The following is a 15,926-nucleotide window of genomic DNA, read 5'->3' on the forward strand; positions in this document are numbered from 1 at the left end:
CGGAGCCCCGGGCCCTAGAACTCGGGGCCGTCCCCCGGCCCCTCCTGGTAGGAATAGCGCTGCTCCCGCCAGGGGTCGCCGAGGTTGTGGTACCCCCGCTCCTCCCAGAAGCCCCGGCGGTCGGCGGTCATGTACTCCACGCCCCGCACCCACTTCGGCCCCTTCCAGGCGTACAGGTGCGGTACGACGAGCCGCAGCGGGAAGCCGTGCTCGGCGGTGAGGAGCTCACCGTCCTTGTGGGTGGCGAAGATCGTGCGCTCGGAGAGGAAGTCGGCAAGCCGCAGATTGGCACTGAAGCCGTACTCGGCCCAGACCATGACATGGGTGGCGGACGGCGCCGGCGGGGCGAGCTCGACCACTGTCCGGGCCGGCACCCCGCCCCATTCGGCCCCCAGCATGCTGAATTTCGTCACGCAGTGCAGGTCGGCGACGACCGTGGCGAACGGCAGGGCCGAGAACTCCTCGTGGTTCCAGCAGCGCTTGTCCCCGTCGGCGGTCGCACCGAAGACCCGGAACTCCCAGCGGTCAGGCTTGAACTTGGGGACGGGCCCGTAGTGGGTGACGGGCCAGCCTCGCTGCAGCCGCTGCCCCGGAGGAAGCCCGGACTGCTCTGACTCGCGACATTCCCGGCTCTCCGGCTGACCCATGCCTTCCATGGTGACAGACCAGGAGGGGTGGTCATGACCAGGTCTGGGCCGATTCGGGCAACTCCTACTAAGGAGGCACTTACTGGACGGCCTTCGATCACGGTGCGAGGATGCGCGCACCTGCCCGAGTCACACGCGCGGAAGGAGCCTCTGCGATGCAGGGCGACCCCGAGGTCATCGAGTTCCTCAATGAGCAGCTGACTGCCGAATTGACCGCGATCAACCAGTACTTCCTGCACGCGAAGATGCAGGAGAACTACGGCTGGACGAAGCTCGCCAAGTACACCCGGGCGGAGTCCTTCGACGAGATGCGGCATGCGGAGGTCCTGACCGACCGGATCATCTTCCTGGAGGGCCTGCCGAACTACCAGCGGCTCTTCCACGTCCGGATCGGGCAGACGGTCACGGAGATGTTCCAGGCCGACCGGCAGGTCGAGGTCGAGGCGATCGACCGCCTGAAGCGCGGCATCGAGGTCATGCGGAACAAGGGCGACATCACGTCCGCGAACATCTTCGAGTCGATCCTGGCGGACGAGGAGCATCACATCGACTATCTCGACACCCAGCTGGAGCTGGTCGAGAAGCTCGGTGAAGCGCTCTACATCGCCCAGCTGATCGAGCAGCCGGAAAGCAGCTGACGCGACAGCCGACGCGGCGGCCGAGGCGGAACGGCGCTTCGGGTGCGGCGCTCCGGGTGCGGTCCTAGGCGGCTTCCCCGAGCGCGGCGACCTGACGCTCGGCAACCTGACGCTCGGCGACCTGACGCTCGGCGACCTGACGCCCGGCATCCGCCTCGCTCTCGGCCTCCGCCGCGAGCGCGGGCATACCCTGCTCCAGCAGCTCACGGCGCGGGCAGCTGCCCCTGCCGAGAATCCCCTGGATGCGGCGGACGCACGAACCGCAGTCGGTGCCGGCCTTGGACACCGAGGCGATCTGGCGGGGAGTGCAGGCACCCGCCTCCGCGTGCTCCTTGACCTGCTTCTCCGTGATGCCGAAGCACGAGCAGACGTACACGCGGTTCACCTCCCGGCGGGATCGATCGATTGTGCCCGTCCCGTTTGATCGGTGAGGCAAACCTAACCTTACCCGCCGCCCGGGTGACCCGAAACCCCCGATACGACGGTGGGGCGCGGATCACATCGATCCGCGCCCCACCCTCACAGCGACGTCGTCACTGGTCGCGGTACATCTCCGCCACCAGGAACGCCAGGTCCAGCGACTGGCTCCGGTTCAGCCGGGGGTCGCAGGCCGTCTCGTACCGCTGGTGCAGATCGTCGACGAAGATCTCGTCGCCGCCGCCCACGCACTCGGTGACATCGTCACCGGTGAGCTCGACATGGATGCCGCCCGGGTGGGTGCCCAGCGCCTTGTGGACCTCGAAGAAGCCCTTGACCTCGTCGAGCACGTCGTCGAAGCGGCGCGTCTTGTGTCCGGAGGCCGCCTCGAAGGTGTTGCCGTGCATCGGGTCGGTCACCCAGGCCACCGTGGCACCGGACGCCGTGACCTTCTCGACCAGCTCCGGAAGCCGGTCGCGGACCTTGTCGGCGCCCATGCGGACGACGAAGGTCAGCCGGCCGGGCTCGCGGTCCGGGTCGAGCCGCTCGATGTACTCGAGCGCCTCCTCCGCGCTGGTCGTCGGGCCGAGCTTGATCCCGATCGGGTTGCGGATCTTCGAGGCGAACTCGATGTGGGCGTGGTCCAGCTGACGGGTGCGCTCGCCGATCCACACCATGTGCGCCGACACGTCGTACAGCCGGCCGGTACGCGAGTCCACGCGGGTCAGCGCCGACTCGTAGTCGAGCAGCAGCGCCTCGTGCGAGGAGTAGAACTCGACGGTCTTGAACTCCTCCGGGTCGGCCCCGCAGGCGTGCATGAAGTTCAGCGCGTTGTCGATCTCGCGCGCGAGCTGCTCGTACCGCTGCCCGGACGGGGACGACCTCACGAAGTCCTGGTTCCAGGCGTGCACCTGGCGCAGGTCGGCGTAGCCGCCGGTGGTGAAGGCGCGCACCAGGTTCAGCGTCGAGGCGGATGCGTGGTACATCCGCTTCAGCCGCTCGGGGTCCGGGACCCGGGCCTCCTCGGTGAACTCGAAGCCGTTCACCGAGTCGCCGCGGTACGTCGGCAGGGTCACGCCGTCGCGGGTCTCGGTCGGCTTGGAGCGCGGCTTGGAGTACTGGCCGGCGATCCGGCCGACCTTCACGACCGGCACGGACGCCGCGTACGTGAGCACCGCGCCCATCTGGAGCAGGGTCTTGAGCTTGTTCCTGATGTGATCCGCCGACACGGCGTCGAAGGCCTCGGCGCAGTCGCCGCCCTGGAGAAGGAACGCCTCTCCCTTGGCGACGGAGGCCATCCGGGCGCGCAGCTGGTCGCACTCGCCCGCGAAGACGAGCGGCGGATACGACTCGAGGTCCGCGATCACATCGCGCAGAGCCTCGGCATCGGGGTACTCGGGCTGCTGCGCCGCGGGCAGGTTTCGCCAGGTGTTGCCACCGGTAGCGGTGGTCTTAGCGTTCACGGTCACGACCACCACATTACGGGGTCCGCCGGGTGTCTCCGCCCGCTGCCCAGTCCATGAGACGCCGCACGGACACCGTCTCGGTCCATCCGCGGATGCGTTAGGGTCGGTGCCATGTTCGCGCAGACGACCCAGAACTGGTGGTGGACCGCTCATCCGGCGGCCCACTGACCGATCAACGCGCGCACACTGATCGCAAGGCCGCCCGAGGGGCGGCCTTTTTCGTACCCGTGGCCGTTCCTCTCCCCCGATTCCCGGCTGGAAGGAACCCCACTGATGGACATCATCAGCAGACTGCTCGGTGCCGGTGCCGACGCCGACACCCGGCCCTTCGCCCTGCTGCGCAGGCGCACCCCGGGCCGCGACCACGACACCGTCGAGGTCCTGGTCGGCAGCGTCCACGAGGCGGAGCGGCTCGCGGACATCCCGGTCGCCGAAGGCAGGCCGTCGCTCGCGCTCGTGCCGTTCCGGCAGATCAGGGAGCGCGGCTTCGACGTACACGACGACGGCACGCCGCTGTCGGTCCTGGTCGCCGACGAGTCGTACGAGCTTTCGGTGGCCGAGGCGCTGGACCGCCTTCCCGCCCATGAGGTGCGCGTCGAGGGCGGCGGCTTCGACGTCGGGGACGAGGAGTACGCGCAGATCGTCCGGCGGGTCGTCGAGGACGAGATCGGCCGGGGAGAGGGGGCGAACTTCGTCATCCGGCGGACCTTCACCGGCACGGTGCCCGGCTTCGGCCGGGCCGACGCGCTCGCACTCTTCCGGCGGCTGCTCGCCGCCGAGCGCGGCGCGTACTGGACGTTCGTCGTGCACACCGGGGACCGGAAAGAGCCCGAAGGGCCTTCGGCGGAAGGGCGGCGGCGGGAGCCGGGCGGGCGCACGCTCGTCGGGGCGAGCCCGGAGGTGCATGTGCGGATGTCGGGCGGCACGGTGGTGATGAACCCCATCAGCGGCACGTACCGCTATCCGCCGGGCGGTCCCTCACCCGAGGGTCTGCTGGACTTCCTCGCCGACCGCAAGGAGACCGACGAGCTCTCCATGGTCGTCGACGAGGAGCTGAAGATGATGTGCACGGTCGGCGACATGGGCGGGGTGGTGGTCGGGCCTCGGCTCAAGGAGATGGCGCACCTGGCGCACACCGAGTACGAGCTGCGCGGGCGCTCCTCGCTCGATGTGCGCGAGGTGCTGCGCGAGACCATGTTCGCGGCGACCGTCACCGGATCTCCGGTGCAGAACGCCTGCCGGGTCATCGAGCGGTACGAGCCCCTCGGGCGGGACGGTGCGGGCCGCGGCTACTACGCCGGCGCGCTGGCCCTGCTCGGGCACGACGCCGGCGGTGCGCAGACGCTGGACTCGCCGATCCTGATCCGTACGGCCGACATCTCGGCCACGGGCGAGGTGCGTGTCCCAGTCGGCGCCACGCTGGTCCGGCACTCGGACCCGCTCTCCGAGGTCGCCGAGACGCACGCCAAGGCGGCTGGTGTGCTGGCCGCGCTGGGGGTGCGTCCCGGGCGGCCGGACGAGGACTCCGTACCGGCGCCGCTGGCCGACGACCCGCGGGTGCGGGCGGCACTGGACGCGCGCCGGGCGGCTCTGGCGCCGTTCTGGCTGAGGATGCAGTCCCGGCCGCAGGAGATCACGGGGCACGCGCTGGTGGTGGACGGCGAGGACACGTTCACGGCGATGCTCGCGCACCTGCTGCGAGGCGCGGGCCTGGAGGTGACCGTGCGCCGCTACGACGAGCCCGGCCTGCGGGAGACGGCGCTCGCGCACGAGGGGCCGGTGGTGCTCGGCCCCGGACCGGGCGACCCCTCGGACCCCGCCGACCCGAAGATGCGCCTGCTGCGCTCGCTGGCGGCGGAGCTGCTGGGCGCGCACCGGGGCGGGCTGCTGGGGGTGTGCCTGGGCCATGAGCTGATCGCGGCGGAGCTGGGGCTGCCGATCGCCCGCAAGGAGACGCCGTTCCAGGGCGCGCAGGTGCGGGTCGACCTCTTCGGGCGGGAGGAGACGGTCGGGTTCTACAACAGCTTCACGGCGGTGTGCGACGAGGAGACGGCGGCGGCACTGGGGGCACGGGGCGTGGAGGTCGCGCGGGACATGGAGGTCGCGCGGGACGCGTCGACGCGTGAGGTCCATGCGGTGCGGGGGCCGGGCTTCGCGGGGATCCAGTTCCACCCGGAGTCGGTGCTGACGCTGCGGGGGCCGGAGATCGTGCGGGCGCTGCTGGCGGGGGTGGTGCGCCAGCCGGCGGCGTGACCGGCGGCGCCGGACGGGCTCATGAGGGGCCCGTCCGGCGACGGGAGACGGCCGGCGTCAGCCGAAGAAGACGCCGACCTCCTCGTACAGCGACGGATCCACCGTCTTGAGCTTCGACGTCGCGTCGGCGATCGGCACCCGCACGATGTCGGTGCCGCGGAGCGCGACCATCTTCCCGTAGTCGCGGTCGCGCACCGCGTCGATCGCGTGGAGGCCGAAGCGGGTGGCGAGCCAGCGGTCGAAGGCGCTGGGGGTGCCGCCGCGCTGGACGTGGCCCAGGACCGTCGTCCTGGCCTCCTTGCCCGTGCGCCTCTCGATCTCCTTGGCCAGCCACTCCCCGACGCCCGAGAGCCGGACGTGCCCGAAGGAGTCGAGGCTGCCGTCCTTGAGGACCATGTCGCCGTCCTTGGGCATGGCCCCCTCCGCGACCACGACGATCGGCGCGTACGAGGCGCGGAAGCGCGAGGTGACCCAGGCGCACACCTGGTCGACGTCGAAGCGCTGCTCCGGGATGAGGATGACGTTCGCCCCGCCGGCCAGCCCCGAGTGGAGGGCGATCCAGCCGGCGTGACGGCCCATCACCTCGACGACGAGAACCCGCATGTGCGACTCGGCGGTGGTGTGCAGCCGGTCGATGGCCTCGGTCGCGATGCCGACGGCGGTGTCGAAGCCGAAGGTGTAGTCCGTGGCGGAGAGGTCGTTGTCGATGGTCTTGGGCACGCCCACGCAGTTGACGCCGTACTCGCCGGCGAGCCGGGCCGCGACACCGAGGGTGTCCTCGCCGCCGATCGCGATGAGCGCCTCCACTTCGAGCTTGGCGAGGTTCTCCTTGATGCGGCGGATGCCGTTCTCCTGCTTGAGGGGGTTGGTGCGCGAGGAGCCGAGGATCGTGCCGCCGCGCGGGAGGATGCCGCGCACCGCGGGGATGTCCAGGCGCACGGTGTCGCCCTCCAACGGCCCGCGCCAGCCGTCCCGGAAGCCGGTGAACTCGTAGCCGTACTCCTGGACACCCTTGCGGACGATGCCGCGGATGACCGCATTCAGGCCGGGGCAGTCGCCGCCCCCGGTCAGTACTCCGACCCGCATGGAAGTTCCCTTCGCCGTCGGTGGTGACATATGGGAGCCACGCTAGTAGTGACCCACGTCACTCCGGGACGGTACGAAAGGTGAATTCCGGTACGGCGACCGTCTGTTGTAGCCCGGTGATTCACTCCAACGAGTGGTCAGGCGTCGTCAAGGCCGCGTTCTATCGCGTACCGGACGAGCTCCACGCGGTTGTGCAGCTGGAGTTTGCCCAGCGTGTTCTGCACATGGTTCTGCACGGTGCGGTGGGAGATGACGAGACGCTCCGCGATCTGCTTGTACGAGAGCCCCTTGGCGACCAGCCGCAGCACCTCCGTCTCGCGCTCGGTCAGTTGCGGCACCTTCGGCTCGTCGGGCCCGGCCGCGGGCGCGGGGTCGGCGGCCAGCCTGCGGTACTCGCCGAGGACCAGTCCGGCCAGTCCCGGCGTGAACACCGGGTCTCCGGCGGCGGTCCGCCGCACCGCGTCGATCAGCTCCTCCGTGCTGGCCGACTTGAGCAGATAGCCCGTCGCACCCGACTTCACCGCCTCCAGGACGTCGGCGTGCTCACCGCTCGCGGAGAGGACGAGCACGCGCAGCGCGGGGTTCGCCCCCACGAGCTCCTTGCAGACCTGGACACCGGGCTTGGCCGGCAGGTTGAGGTCGAGGACGAGCACATCGGGGCCCGCGGCCGGGGCGCGGCGCACCGCCTGCTCCCCGTCACCGGCCGTGGCGACCACGTCGAAGCCGGACTCGGCCAGATCGCGGGCGACGGCGTCCCGCCACATCGGGTGGTCGTCGACCACCATCACCTTGATCGGCTGCTCGCTCATCTATCTGCCCGCCTTCCCCCGGGTCCCCCGCGGGACCTTCAGTTCCACTTCCGTGCCCTGGCCCGGCACCGAGATCAGCTCGGCCGTGCCTCCGATGTCCCGCAGCCTGCCGCGGATGGAGAGGGCGACACCCAGCCGCCCCTCCCCCTCGGCCTGGGCGAGCCGCCCCTCCGGGATCCCCGGACCGTCGTCCCGCACCGTCACGATCACCTCGTGCGGCCAGTCCTCGACCAGGATCCACGCCTGAGCGCCGTCACCGGCATGCCTGCGGACATTGTCCAGGGCGGCACCGACAGCCGCCGCGAGCTCCTTCGCCGCATGGGGCGCGAGGGGCACCGGGGCGCCCGGCTCGGACAGCGTGACCCTGGATCCGGCGTACGCCGCGAGGAGGGAGCGCAGATCGCACGGGCCGCCGTCGCCCGGCTCCCCGGCCACCTCGGGTGAGTCGGGCACCTCGACGACGCGGACGACCGCGCCCTGCGTCTCGTCCTCGGAGACGCGCGAGGCGGGCACCAGTCCTCCGGCGACCAGGGTGCGCAGGGCCACCTCCTGCTCGCCCGCCATCCTGCCCAGCTCGGCCGCCTCCCCGCCGAGCGCGGTGCCGCGCCGCTGCACCATCGCCAGCACCTGGAGCACGCTGTCGTGGATGTCGCGGGCGAGCCGCTCCCGTTCGCGGGTGGCCGCCTCGATCTCCAGGGCGCGGGCCAGGGTGCGTTCGGAGGCGCGGGCGACCTCGACCACGTAGCCGATGGCGATGGAGGCGACCCAGACCAGCAGCACGTTGTGGAAGGTGTCCCGGCTCGGCTCGCCGCGCTCGATGATGTTGGCGACGGCGACGAGGGAGGAGGCGAAGCCGGCCCAGCGCCAGCCGCCCTTGATCGCGTACGCGAGGACCGAGCCCGCGGTCCATATCGACGGCAGCGTCGGGCCGTCGATCTGCTGGGCGTGGGCGTCGGCGAGCGGTGTGAGCAGGATGCCGGTGAGGGCGACGGTGAGGTCGGCGACGAGGAAGCGCTTGGTGCAGGCCGCCGCGTTCGCCACCCTGGGAAGCGTGGCGAACGTCCATACGGCCAGGAAGAGCAGAAAGCCGACGGCCACCCAGGGGCGCTCGAACTTGTCGCGGGCGAAGACGAAGAGGAGGACCGCGTAGCCCATCGTCAGTACCCGGTACGCGGTCAGCGCGCGCCACAGCGGCTGCTCGACCGACATGCGTACGACACGCTCGCGCCTGGCCATGATCCCCCGATCCCCCTTTTTTTGCGGCTCTGTTCGCCTCCGGGACGCCTGAGTCGCTGCCGACGCCGCGCCCCTTCGGCTCACTCGCCGGGTCCGCCGGCCTCCTTCGCGGCCTTGGCCGCCTTCTCCGCGTCCGCGATCTGGCGCTTCGCGGCGGTCGCGTAGATGTCCACGTACTCCTGCCCCGACAGCTTCATGATCTCGTACATGACCTCGTCGGTCACCGAGCGCAGGATGAAGCGGTCGTGCTCCATTCCGTGGTAGCGGCTGAAGTCGAGCGGCTTGCCGATCTTGATCCCCGGGCGCATCAGCTTGGGGACGACCTTGCCGGGCGGCTGGATCTTCTCGGTGTCGATCATCGCGACCGGGATGACGGGCGCGCCCGTCGCCAGCGCCACCCGCGCGAGGCCGCCGGGCTTGCCCCGGTAGAGCCGGCCGTCGGGCGAGCGGGTGCCCTCGGGGTAGATGCCGAACAGCTCGCCGCGCCTGATGACCTCGATACCGCTCCTGACGGCCGCCTCGCCGGCGCCGCGCGCCCCGGAGCGGTCCACCGGCAGCTGGCCGACGCCCTTGAAGAAGGCGGCCGTGAGCTTGCCCTTGACCCCGGGGGACGTGAAGTACTCGGCCTTCGCGATGAAGGTGACCTTGCGGTCCAGGACGGCGGGCAGGAAGAAGGAGTCGGAGAACGAGAGATGGTTGCTCGCGAGGATCGCCGGCCCCTCGGCGGGGATGTTCTCGAGGCCCTCCACCCAGGGCCTGAAGGCGAGTTTCAGCGACCCTCCGATCGAGAACTTCATTGCGCCGTAGATCAACTCGAGTGCCTTCCCTGGTGTCCGTCGGAAAGACCTTAACCCGTGGCGGGCCTGGGCTCCCGCCCCCGGGCCGCCACGGCCCTGGTCGGTGTCAGTCCCGTCGCGTACGGTGAAGGCACCTTCCGATCCTTTCGATCCTCATGAACAGGAGACCCCGGTGCCGGTCCTTCCTGGAGCCGAGCCGTACCGCCACGAGGGCGGCGAGGTCGGCGTGCTTCTCTGTCACGGATTCACCGGCTCCCCCCAGTCGCTGCGCCCGTGGGCGGAGTACCTGGCGGAGCGCGGGCTGACCGTGTCGCTCCCGCTGCTGCCCGGGCACGGCACCCGCTGGCAGGACATGGCGATCACCGGCTGGCAGGACTGGTACGCGGAGGTGGACCGGGAGCTGCGGACGCTCACGGAGCGGTGCAGCCAGGTCTTCGTCTTCGGGCTCTCCATGGGTGGTGCGCTGACCCTGCGGCTCGCGGCCAAGCACGGCGACGCGATCAGCGGCATCGTGCTGGTCAACCCGGCGAACAAGGTGCACGGCCTCGCGGCGCACGCCCTTCCGGTGGCCCGGCACTTCGTGCGTACGACGAAGGGGCTGGCGAACGACATCGCCAAGGAGGGCGAGGACGAGGTCGGCTACGACCGGGTGCCGCTGCACGCCGCGCACTCGCTGCGGAATTTCCTCCGGCTGGTCGACGGTGAGCTGCCGCAGGTCACCCAGCCGATCGTGCTGCTGCACAGCCCGCAGGACCATGTGGTCCCGCCGGCGGACTCGGCCCGGATCCTCGGCCGGGTCTCGTCGTCGGACGTCCAGGAGATCCTGCTGGAACAGAGCTACCACGTGGCGACGTTGGACCACGATGCGGAGCGGATTTTCGACGAGAGTCACGCGTTCATCGGCCGCCTCGCTCCGAGCGTCGGGATGAAGGGAAGCACGACCGGTGGCTGAGCAGCACGACGCGGACCGGGACGACCGGGACCGGGATCCGCAGCCGATCGACGAGGAAGCCGCCTGGGCGGCCATCGTCGCGGGGTACGGCGAGGAGCCGGCCGACCCTCCGGGTGCGAAGCCGTTCAAGTCGGTGGAGGACCTGGCCGGTCTGAGCAGGCAGGTGAAGAACGACTCCCCGCCGAAGGCCGGCGACGCCCCTGACGAGGACGGCGACAGGGCGGACGGGGACACGGACGGGGACCAGGACGGTGCCGGCCGCCCCGGCCCGGAGCGGCCGCTGGGCAGCTCGGTGGTCTTCGCCCCCGGCGTCGGCGTCGGCGTGGGCGGCGGCGGCCCTCGGGACTACGAGGTCGCGGAGGCGGGCGAGGACGACCTCGACGAGACCGACGAGGGCCACTTCGTGCCGCCCGAGCCGCCGCCGCTGCCGGAGGCCGACACGACCGCGAAGTTCGCCTGGCTCGCGGTCATCGGCGGCCCGGTGCTGCTGCTGCTCGCGGTGCTGCTCCAGTGGGACATGACGTGGTGGCTCACCACGCTCGGCGTCGGCGGCTTCCTCGGCGGCTTCGCCACTCTGGTGGCGCGGATGTCGCACGGGGACGACGAGGACGACGACGATCCGGGCCGGGGCGCTGTCGTCTGAGACCCCGGGTGCCCTGCCCGGGCTCAGCTCGCGGGGACTCTGAGGGCGGCCAGGACCGGGAGATGGTCCGTGGCCGCCCTCAGGTCCCCGTCCCTGACACCCGTGAGGCCGATCGGCACCCCGCAGCCGAGGACTTCGACGCCCTTGGTCGCGAAGACCGCGTCGATCCGCTGATGGGGGTCGGCGGGGGTGGAGGTGTACTCACCGCCCCAGGGGCGCACGGCCCAGCAGTCCTGCAGCTCGGCGGCGAGGCGCCGGAAGCCGCGGCCGTCGGGCCGGTCGTTGATGTCGCCCGCGGCGATCGCGTGCGGCACGTCCATCGCGGCGAGCCTGTCGAGCACCATGCCCGCCTGGGCGTACCGCTCGTCGCTCTGGAGGCTCAGATGACAGCTGAGCAGGCCGAGCCGGGCGCCTCCGATGCGTACGACGGCGGTCGCGAAGCCGCGGCGGTGCAGGCCGGGGGTGAGCGGAAGCAGCACGTCCTCCGTACGTTCCACGGTCGTGCGCAGTGAGCTGAGCAGCAGCGGCCCCGCGGCGGTGGCGCCGCCGCTCAGCACGACGAGCTCGCTCTTGGCTGCGAGGCGGGCGGCGTGCTTGCGCCAGCGGAAGAAGCGGGGCGCTTCCTGGACGAAGACGAGGTCGGGGCGGCAGGCGCGGATCACACGGGCGAGGGCGTCCTCGTCGTCGCGCATCGAGCGGATGTTGTAGCTGAGCACGCGGATGACGGCGGAACCGTCGGGTGCGGTGCGGGAGTTGGGCAGCGGTGGCGTCGCCATGCGCTTCAAGATAACCGGCCGGGGCCTGTCGCCCCGCGTCAATCGCCGGGCGGGCTCCCTCGGAGCCGCCCGGCGATCGGGGACGGGGGCACCGGCCCCCGGGAGGCCGGTGCAGGTGACCGGCCCCGGGAGGCCGGTGCAGGCGGGTGCGGTGGGGCGTCAGCCCTGCCGGGCCAGGTCGGCCGCGCCGACGAGCCCCGCCTTGCCGCCCAGCTGTGCGGCGAGGACCTGGGCGTGGGGGCGCCACTGGGCACCGATCAGCCAGCGGCGGAAGGACTTGCGGATCGGGTCGAGGACGAGCTCGCCCTCGTCCGAGACACCACCGCCGACGATGAACGCGGACGGGTCGAAGAGGGAGGCGAGGTCGGCGAGGCCGGCGCCGGCCCAGCGGGCCAGTTCGCGGAAGGAGTCGACGGCGACCTTGTCGCCCTCGCGGGCCGCGGCGCTGATGTGCTTGCCCTCGATCCCTTCGGGGGTGCCGTCGCCGAGGGCGAGCAGGATCTCCGCGTTCTCGGGGGTGGCCATCGCACGCTGGCGTGCGTACCGGACGAGGGCGCGGCCCGAGGCGTACTGCTCCCAGCAGCCCTGGCTGCCGCAGCCGCAGAGCAGTCCGTCGGGGACGACCCGGATGTGCCCGAACTCGGCGGCGACGCCGAAGCGTCCCCGCCGCAGCTTGTTGCCGATGATGATGCCGCCGCCCAGGCCCGTGCCGAGGGTGATGCAGATGACGTCGTCGTGGCCCTGGCCCGCGCCGAAGCGGTACTCGCCCCACGCCGCCGCGTTCGCGTCGTTCTCCACGACGACGGGGAGGCCGACGCGCTGTTCGACCTTGTCCTTCAGCGGCTCGTGGCGCCAGTTGATGTTCGGCGCGAACAGGACGGTGGCACGCTTGTCGTCGACGTATCCGGCGGCGCCGATGCCGACCGCCTCGATGTCGTGCCCCTTACCGGCTGCGGTGACGGCGGCGCAGATCGCCTCCACGATCGCGTCGGCGGTCGGCGGAGTGGGCACCGTGTGCTTCTCGAGAATCGTGCCCTCTTCGTCGACCACGCCGGCCGCGATCTTGGTGCCGCCGATGTCGACGCCGATGGTGAGTCCCATGTGTCCCTCAGTTTTCGGTCGAGCCCCGCTAAGGCCAACCGTACCCGAGCGGCTGACGGCGTCAGTCCAGGTCGATCTTCTCGCTCGGCCCTTCGCCGCCGCCGTCACGGCCGTCCCGCCCGTCGCGGGGAGCCGGCTCGTCGCGCGTCCAGCGGCGCTCGTGGCCCTCGACGGCCGAACGGTAGGCGGCCAGCAGTTCGTTGCCCGCGGCCGCGAGGTGGTCGAAGACCTGCGGATTGCGCTCGATGACCGGCTCGACAGCCGATCTGGCCTGGCTGATCAACTGTTGTACCGCGCCCTGCGTCGCCGCGCCGAACAGCGGGTTCTGCAGCGAGGAGACCTTCTCGGCGACCGCGTCCACCAGCTTGCGCAGCTCCTCGGCCGCGGAGCCGGTCTGCGTGCCGTACCGCTCGCGGCGGCGGGCCCGCTCGGCCTCCAGGTCCTCGGCGCACGCCTCCGCCCAGGCATCGGCGTCGACGGCGGGACGCTCGGTGGCATCGCTCATGACGTACTCCTGGAGAACGTGACTTCGTACTGTCGACGGTACCGGAACGGGGCGTGGCCGTTCAGCGGGTCCGTGGCCAAAGGGCGGGGTCGGGGGTGAAGCGGACGCCCAGCACCCCGTCGGTGAGCCCCGCGCCGGAGACGGTGCAGCGGCGCAGCGCGGAGGGCAGCGGAACGATACGCCGGAACGGGCCCGCGGTGAGGACGAGTTCGTCCCCGCGGCGCACCAGGTGGAGCTCCTCCTTGACGGCCCCGGGCAGCGGCAGCTGCCAGACCAGGGTGCCCTCGTCGCCGGCCGGTCCCTCGACCACTCCCCACGGCTCCCGGGGCGCCGGGGGCCCCACGGGCAGGTCCAGGGCGGCCAGGTCGTCGAGCCCCCGAGGGTCCCGGCCCAGGTGCGCCGCCTCGCGTACGGCGGCGGTCCGCGCCCACTCCTCGTGCCAGCCCCGCAGCGCCTTGTCCTGCTGGGCCTGGAGTCCCGCGAGCCAGGGGTCGCCGGACACGACCGGGAGGACCCGGTTGGCCACGAGCGTGTCCACGTCCGCCCGGTACAGCGCGAGGCCGAGCCGGGCGGTGCGCAGCGCGTCCTCACCCGCGGGCCCGGGCTCGGCGACGAGCCGGACGGTGGTGTTCCGGTCCTCGATCAGTCCCTGGACGGCGGCGAGCTCCGCCTCCCAGCGCGCGGCCGTGTCGTACAGCCACTGCGCGGGCATCGGTACGCCGGCGAGCTGGGCCAGGACCGGGCGCAGCGCGCGGGCGGCCTGCCGCTCGGCCGGGACGAGCCGGCGCAGATAGCGGCGGAGCTGCTCCGGGAGGCCGAGCAGGGCGATGGCGTCAGGGACCGGGGGCAGGTCGACGACGAGCACGTCCCACCCCCCGGCCGCGGCGTCCCGCAGCGCGCGCAGCAGCGCGGACTGCTCGCTGCCGGGCAGTTCGGTGAGCTCTTCGTCCTCCAGTCCGCGGGCGCCGAGGAGGTCCAGCAGCGCGCTCCCGCGCTCCTGGAAGGCGAGCAGCTCGGAGCGGAAGTGGGCGCCGGGATCGGTCCGGACCGCCCACAGTCCGTCGGTGACCGGCCGCGGCTCGGTCCCGACGGCGGTCCCGAGGACGCCGCCCGCCTCGCCCGAGAGCAGCAGGGTCCGCCTGCCGCGCCGCGCCTCGGCGAGCGCGGTGGCCGCGGCGACGGTCGTACGGCCCGAGCCTCCGGGCCCGGTGACGAGAACGGTGCGCATCAAGGGCGGGGTCAGCCCTGCGCGCCGGCCGCGCCGGACTCGACGCGCTTCTTCAGGCCGGCGAGGGCGCGGTCGATGATGACCTTCTCGGCCTTGCGCTTGATCATCCCGAGCATCGGGATCTTGACGTCGACGGTCAGCTGGTAGGTGACCTCGGTGTGCTCGCCGCCGGCGACGGGCGCCAGCGTGTACGAACCGTCCAGGGTGCGCAGCATCTGGGACTTGACCAGCGTCCAGGAGACCTGGTTGTCGCCGGACCAGGTGTAGGCGAGGGTGTGGTCGTCCTTGATCGCCCCGGCGTCGAGGACGAGCCTGACCTGGACCGCGCGGCCCTGGTCGTCCTTCTCCAGGACCTCGGTCTCCTGCACCTCGCCCGTCCACTCCGGGTAGCGCGCGAAGTCGGAGATGACGCCCATGACCTCGGCGGGCGGCGCGTCGATGGTGATGCTCGAGCTGGTGTGTTCCGCCATCGCCGTGGCTCCTCTTCTGCGCTCCGGAGGGTTGCGGTGTGCAATCTATCGCGAGCGCGAGGGTCACCATTCCAGGGCCCATGGCCTGCCCGTCGCGGCGAAGTGCCCCACGTTCACGCACTCGGTCGCGCCGATCCGCATGCGCCGGGTCAGCGGCTGGTGGACGTGGCCGAAGAGGGCGTACCGCGGCCGGGTCCTCCTGATGGCGTCGAGCAGGGCGCGGCTGCCGCGTTCGAACCGGCGGGGGACGGTGTCGTAGGTCAGCTCCGGCACGTCGGGCGGGATGTGCGAGCAGAGCACGTCGACCTCGCCGAGCGCCTCGACCTTGGCGGCGTACTCCTCGTCGGAGATCTCGTACGGGGTGCGCATCGGGGTGCGCAGTCCCCCGCCGACGAAGCCGAAGACGCGCCCGTCGAGCTCGATGCGCTCGCCGTCGAGGACGGTGGTGCCGGGGCGCGCGTACTCCGGCCAGAGGGAGGGGATGTCGACGTTTCCGTAGGTGGCGTACGTCGGCGTCGGGAAGGCGGCGAACATCTCGGCGTACTGCCGGCGCACCGCGGAGAGGATCGCGGCGTCCCGGTCGAGCCCGGCCCACAGCCGCTGCCCGAGGGCGCGGGCCTCCTCGTAGCGGCGGGCGGTGCGCAGTTCCACGATCCGGTCGGCGTTCTCGACGCCGAAGAGGTCGGGGAAGATGCCGCGCGAGTGGTCGGCGTAGTCGAGGAAGAGCACAAGGTCACCGAGGCAGACCAGGGCGTCGGCCCCGTCGCCCGCTCTGGCCAGATCCCTGGTGTTCCCGTGTACGTCGCTGACCACATGAACTCGCATGCCGATCACCCTAGGGTCGTCGCGGATGGGTGGGTAGAGGGGGCCGGACCTGCGGTTACTTCCGCGTCGTCGGCGGG

General features: G+C 71.7%; 18 protein-coding genes. 5 read left to right on the top strand and 13 right to left on the bottom strand.

From position 1 onward, the window contains the following. Positions 1 to 14: 14 nt before the first annotated feature. Positions 15 to 647 carry a sulfite oxidase-like oxidoreductase gene (locus tag KK483_RS08360; RefSeq protein ID WP_262004573.1) on the bottom strand — a complete coding sequence of 211 codons (633 nt, stop codon included), beginning with the start codon at positions 645 to 647 and terminating at the stop codon, positions 15 to 17. Between the two features lie 155 nt (positions 648 to 802). On the opposite strand from KK483_RS08360, the gene bfr reads away from it, so the two are divergent. After that, the gene (gene bfr / locus KK483_RS08365; protein WP_242334603.1) at positions 803 to 1,285 is read left to right on the top strand and encodes a bacterioferritin; all 483 of its coding nucleotides are present in this window, start codon (positions 803 to 805) and stop codon (positions 1,283 to 1,285) included. 64 nt (positions 1,286 to 1,349) lie between these two features. Here bfr and KK483_RS08370 read toward each other — a convergent pair whose 3' ends face one another. Next, positions 1,350 to 1,670, bottom strand: coding sequence for a bacterioferritin-associated ferredoxin (locus KK483_RS08370; protein WP_399013691.1), 321 nt, complete (start codon positions 1,668 to 1,670; stop codon positions 1,350 to 1,352). Between the two features lie 148 nt (positions 1,671 to 1,818). Further along, complete coding sequence (locus KK483_RS08375; RefSeq protein ID WP_262004575.1) at positions 1,819 to 3,171, bottom strand: class II 3-deoxy-7-phosphoheptulonate synthase; 1,353 nt, start codon at positions 3,169 to 3,171, stop codon at positions 1,819 to 1,821. A 108-nt stretch (positions 3,172 to 3,279) separates the two neighbouring features. On the opposite strand from KK483_RS08375, the gene KK483_RS35470 reads away from it, so the two are divergent. Further along, on the top strand, positions 3,280 to 3,336 hold the full coding sequence (locus KK483_RS35470; RefSeq protein ID WP_078513512.1) for a trp operon leader peptide: 57 nt from the start codon (positions 3,280 to 3,282) through the stop codon (positions 3,334 to 3,336). 105 nt (positions 3,337 to 3,441) lie between these two features. Further along, positions 3,442 to 5,421 (top strand): anthranilate synthase family protein, encoded by a 1,980-nt coding sequence (locus KK483_RS08380; RefSeq protein ID WP_262004576.1) that lies wholly within the window; start codon positions 3,442 to 3,444, stop codon positions 5,419 to 5,421. Positions 5,422 to 5,478: 57 nt separating this feature from the next. Here the strand turns inward: KK483_RS08380 and KK483_RS08385 are convergent, their stop codons facing one another. From KK483_RS08385 to KK483_RS08400, 4 genes are all read right to left on the bottom strand, one after another. Then, a complete protein-coding gene (locus tag KK483_RS08385) occupies positions 5,479 to 6,507 on the bottom strand; it encodes a 6-phosphofructokinase (RefSeq protein ID WP_262004577.1) in 1,029 nt (342 codons plus the stop codon). A 137-nt stretch (positions 6,508 to 6,644) separates the two neighbouring features. Further along, positions 6,645 to 7,316, bottom strand: a complete 672-nt coding sequence (locus KK483_RS08390) for a response regulator transcription factor (protein ID WP_262004578.1) — start codon at positions 7,314 to 7,316, stop codon at positions 6,645 to 6,647. Next, positions 7,317 to 8,552 carry a MacS family sensor histidine kinase gene (gene macS, locus KK483_RS08395; RefSeq protein ID WP_262004579.1) on the bottom strand — a complete coding sequence of 412 codons (1,236 nt, stop codon included), beginning with the start codon at positions 8,550 to 8,552 and terminating at the stop codon, positions 7,317 to 7,319. Between the two features lie 80 nt (positions 8,553 to 8,632). Further along, positions 8,633 to 9,349, bottom strand: a complete 717-nt coding sequence (locus KK483_RS08400; protein WP_262009400.1) for a 1-acyl-sn-glycerol-3-phosphate acyltransferase — start codon at positions 9,347 to 9,349, stop codon at positions 8,633 to 8,635. Positions 9,350 to 9,521: 172 nt separating this feature from the next. Between KK483_RS08400 and KK483_RS08405 the strand changes: the two genes are divergently transcribed. After that, complete coding sequence (locus KK483_RS08405) at positions 9,522 to 10,301, top strand: carboxylesterase (protein WP_262004580.1); 780 nt, start codon at positions 9,522 to 9,524, stop codon at positions 10,299 to 10,301. Further along, a complete protein-coding gene (locus KK483_RS08410) occupies positions 10,294 to 10,944 on the top strand; it encodes a hypothetical protein (protein ID WP_262004581.1) in 651 nt (216 codons plus the stop codon). The genes KK483_RS08405 and KK483_RS08410 overlap by 8 nt, the downstream gene beginning before the upstream one ends. Before the next feature lie 23 nt (positions 10,945 to 10,967). Here the strand turns inward: KK483_RS08410 and KK483_RS08415 are convergent, their stop codons facing one another. From KK483_RS08415 to KK483_RS08440, 6 genes are all read right to left on the bottom strand, one after another. Continuing rightward, positions 10,968 to 11,720, bottom strand: a complete 753-nt coding sequence (locus KK483_RS08415) for an endonuclease/exonuclease/phosphatase family protein (protein WP_262004582.1) — start codon at positions 11,718 to 11,720, stop codon at positions 10,968 to 10,970. Positions 11,721 to 11,879: 159 nt separating this feature from the next. Then, positions 11,880 to 12,821 carry an ROK family glucokinase gene (locus KK483_RS08420; RefSeq protein WP_242334633.1) on the bottom strand — a complete coding sequence of 314 codons (942 nt, stop codon included), beginning with the start codon at positions 12,819 to 12,821 and terminating at the stop codon, positions 11,880 to 11,882. Between the two features lie 61 nt (positions 12,822 to 12,882). After that, on the bottom strand, positions 12,883 to 13,326 hold the full coding sequence (locus KK483_RS08425; RefSeq protein WP_262004583.1) for a DUF5304 domain-containing protein: 444 nt from the start codon (positions 13,324 to 13,326) through the stop codon (positions 12,883 to 12,885). Positions 13,327 to 13,387: 61 nt separating this feature from the next. Then, entirely contained in the window at positions 13,388 to 14,554 is a 1,167-nt protein-coding gene (locus KK483_RS08430; protein ID WP_262004584.1) for an ArsA family ATPase, read from the bottom strand. Between the two features lie 11 nt (positions 14,555 to 14,565). Next, on the bottom strand, positions 14,566 to 15,024 hold the full coding sequence (locus KK483_RS08435; RefSeq protein ID WP_262004585.1) for an SRPBCC family protein: 459 nt from the start codon (positions 15,022 to 15,024) through the stop codon (positions 14,566 to 14,568). A gap of 63 nt (positions 15,025 to 15,087) precedes the next feature. After that, the gene (locus KK483_RS08440) at positions 15,088 to 15,849 is read right to left on the bottom strand and encodes a metallophosphoesterase (RefSeq protein ID WP_262004586.1); all 762 of its coding nucleotides are present in this window, start codon (positions 15,847 to 15,849) and stop codon (positions 15,088 to 15,090) included. Positions 15,850 to 15,926 lie beyond the last annotated feature (77 nt).

It is taken from the genome of Streptomyces sp. FIT100 (genome assembly GCF_024584805.1).
GTDB lineage: Bacteria > Actinomycetota > Actinomycetes > Streptomycetales > Streptomycetaceae > Streptomyces.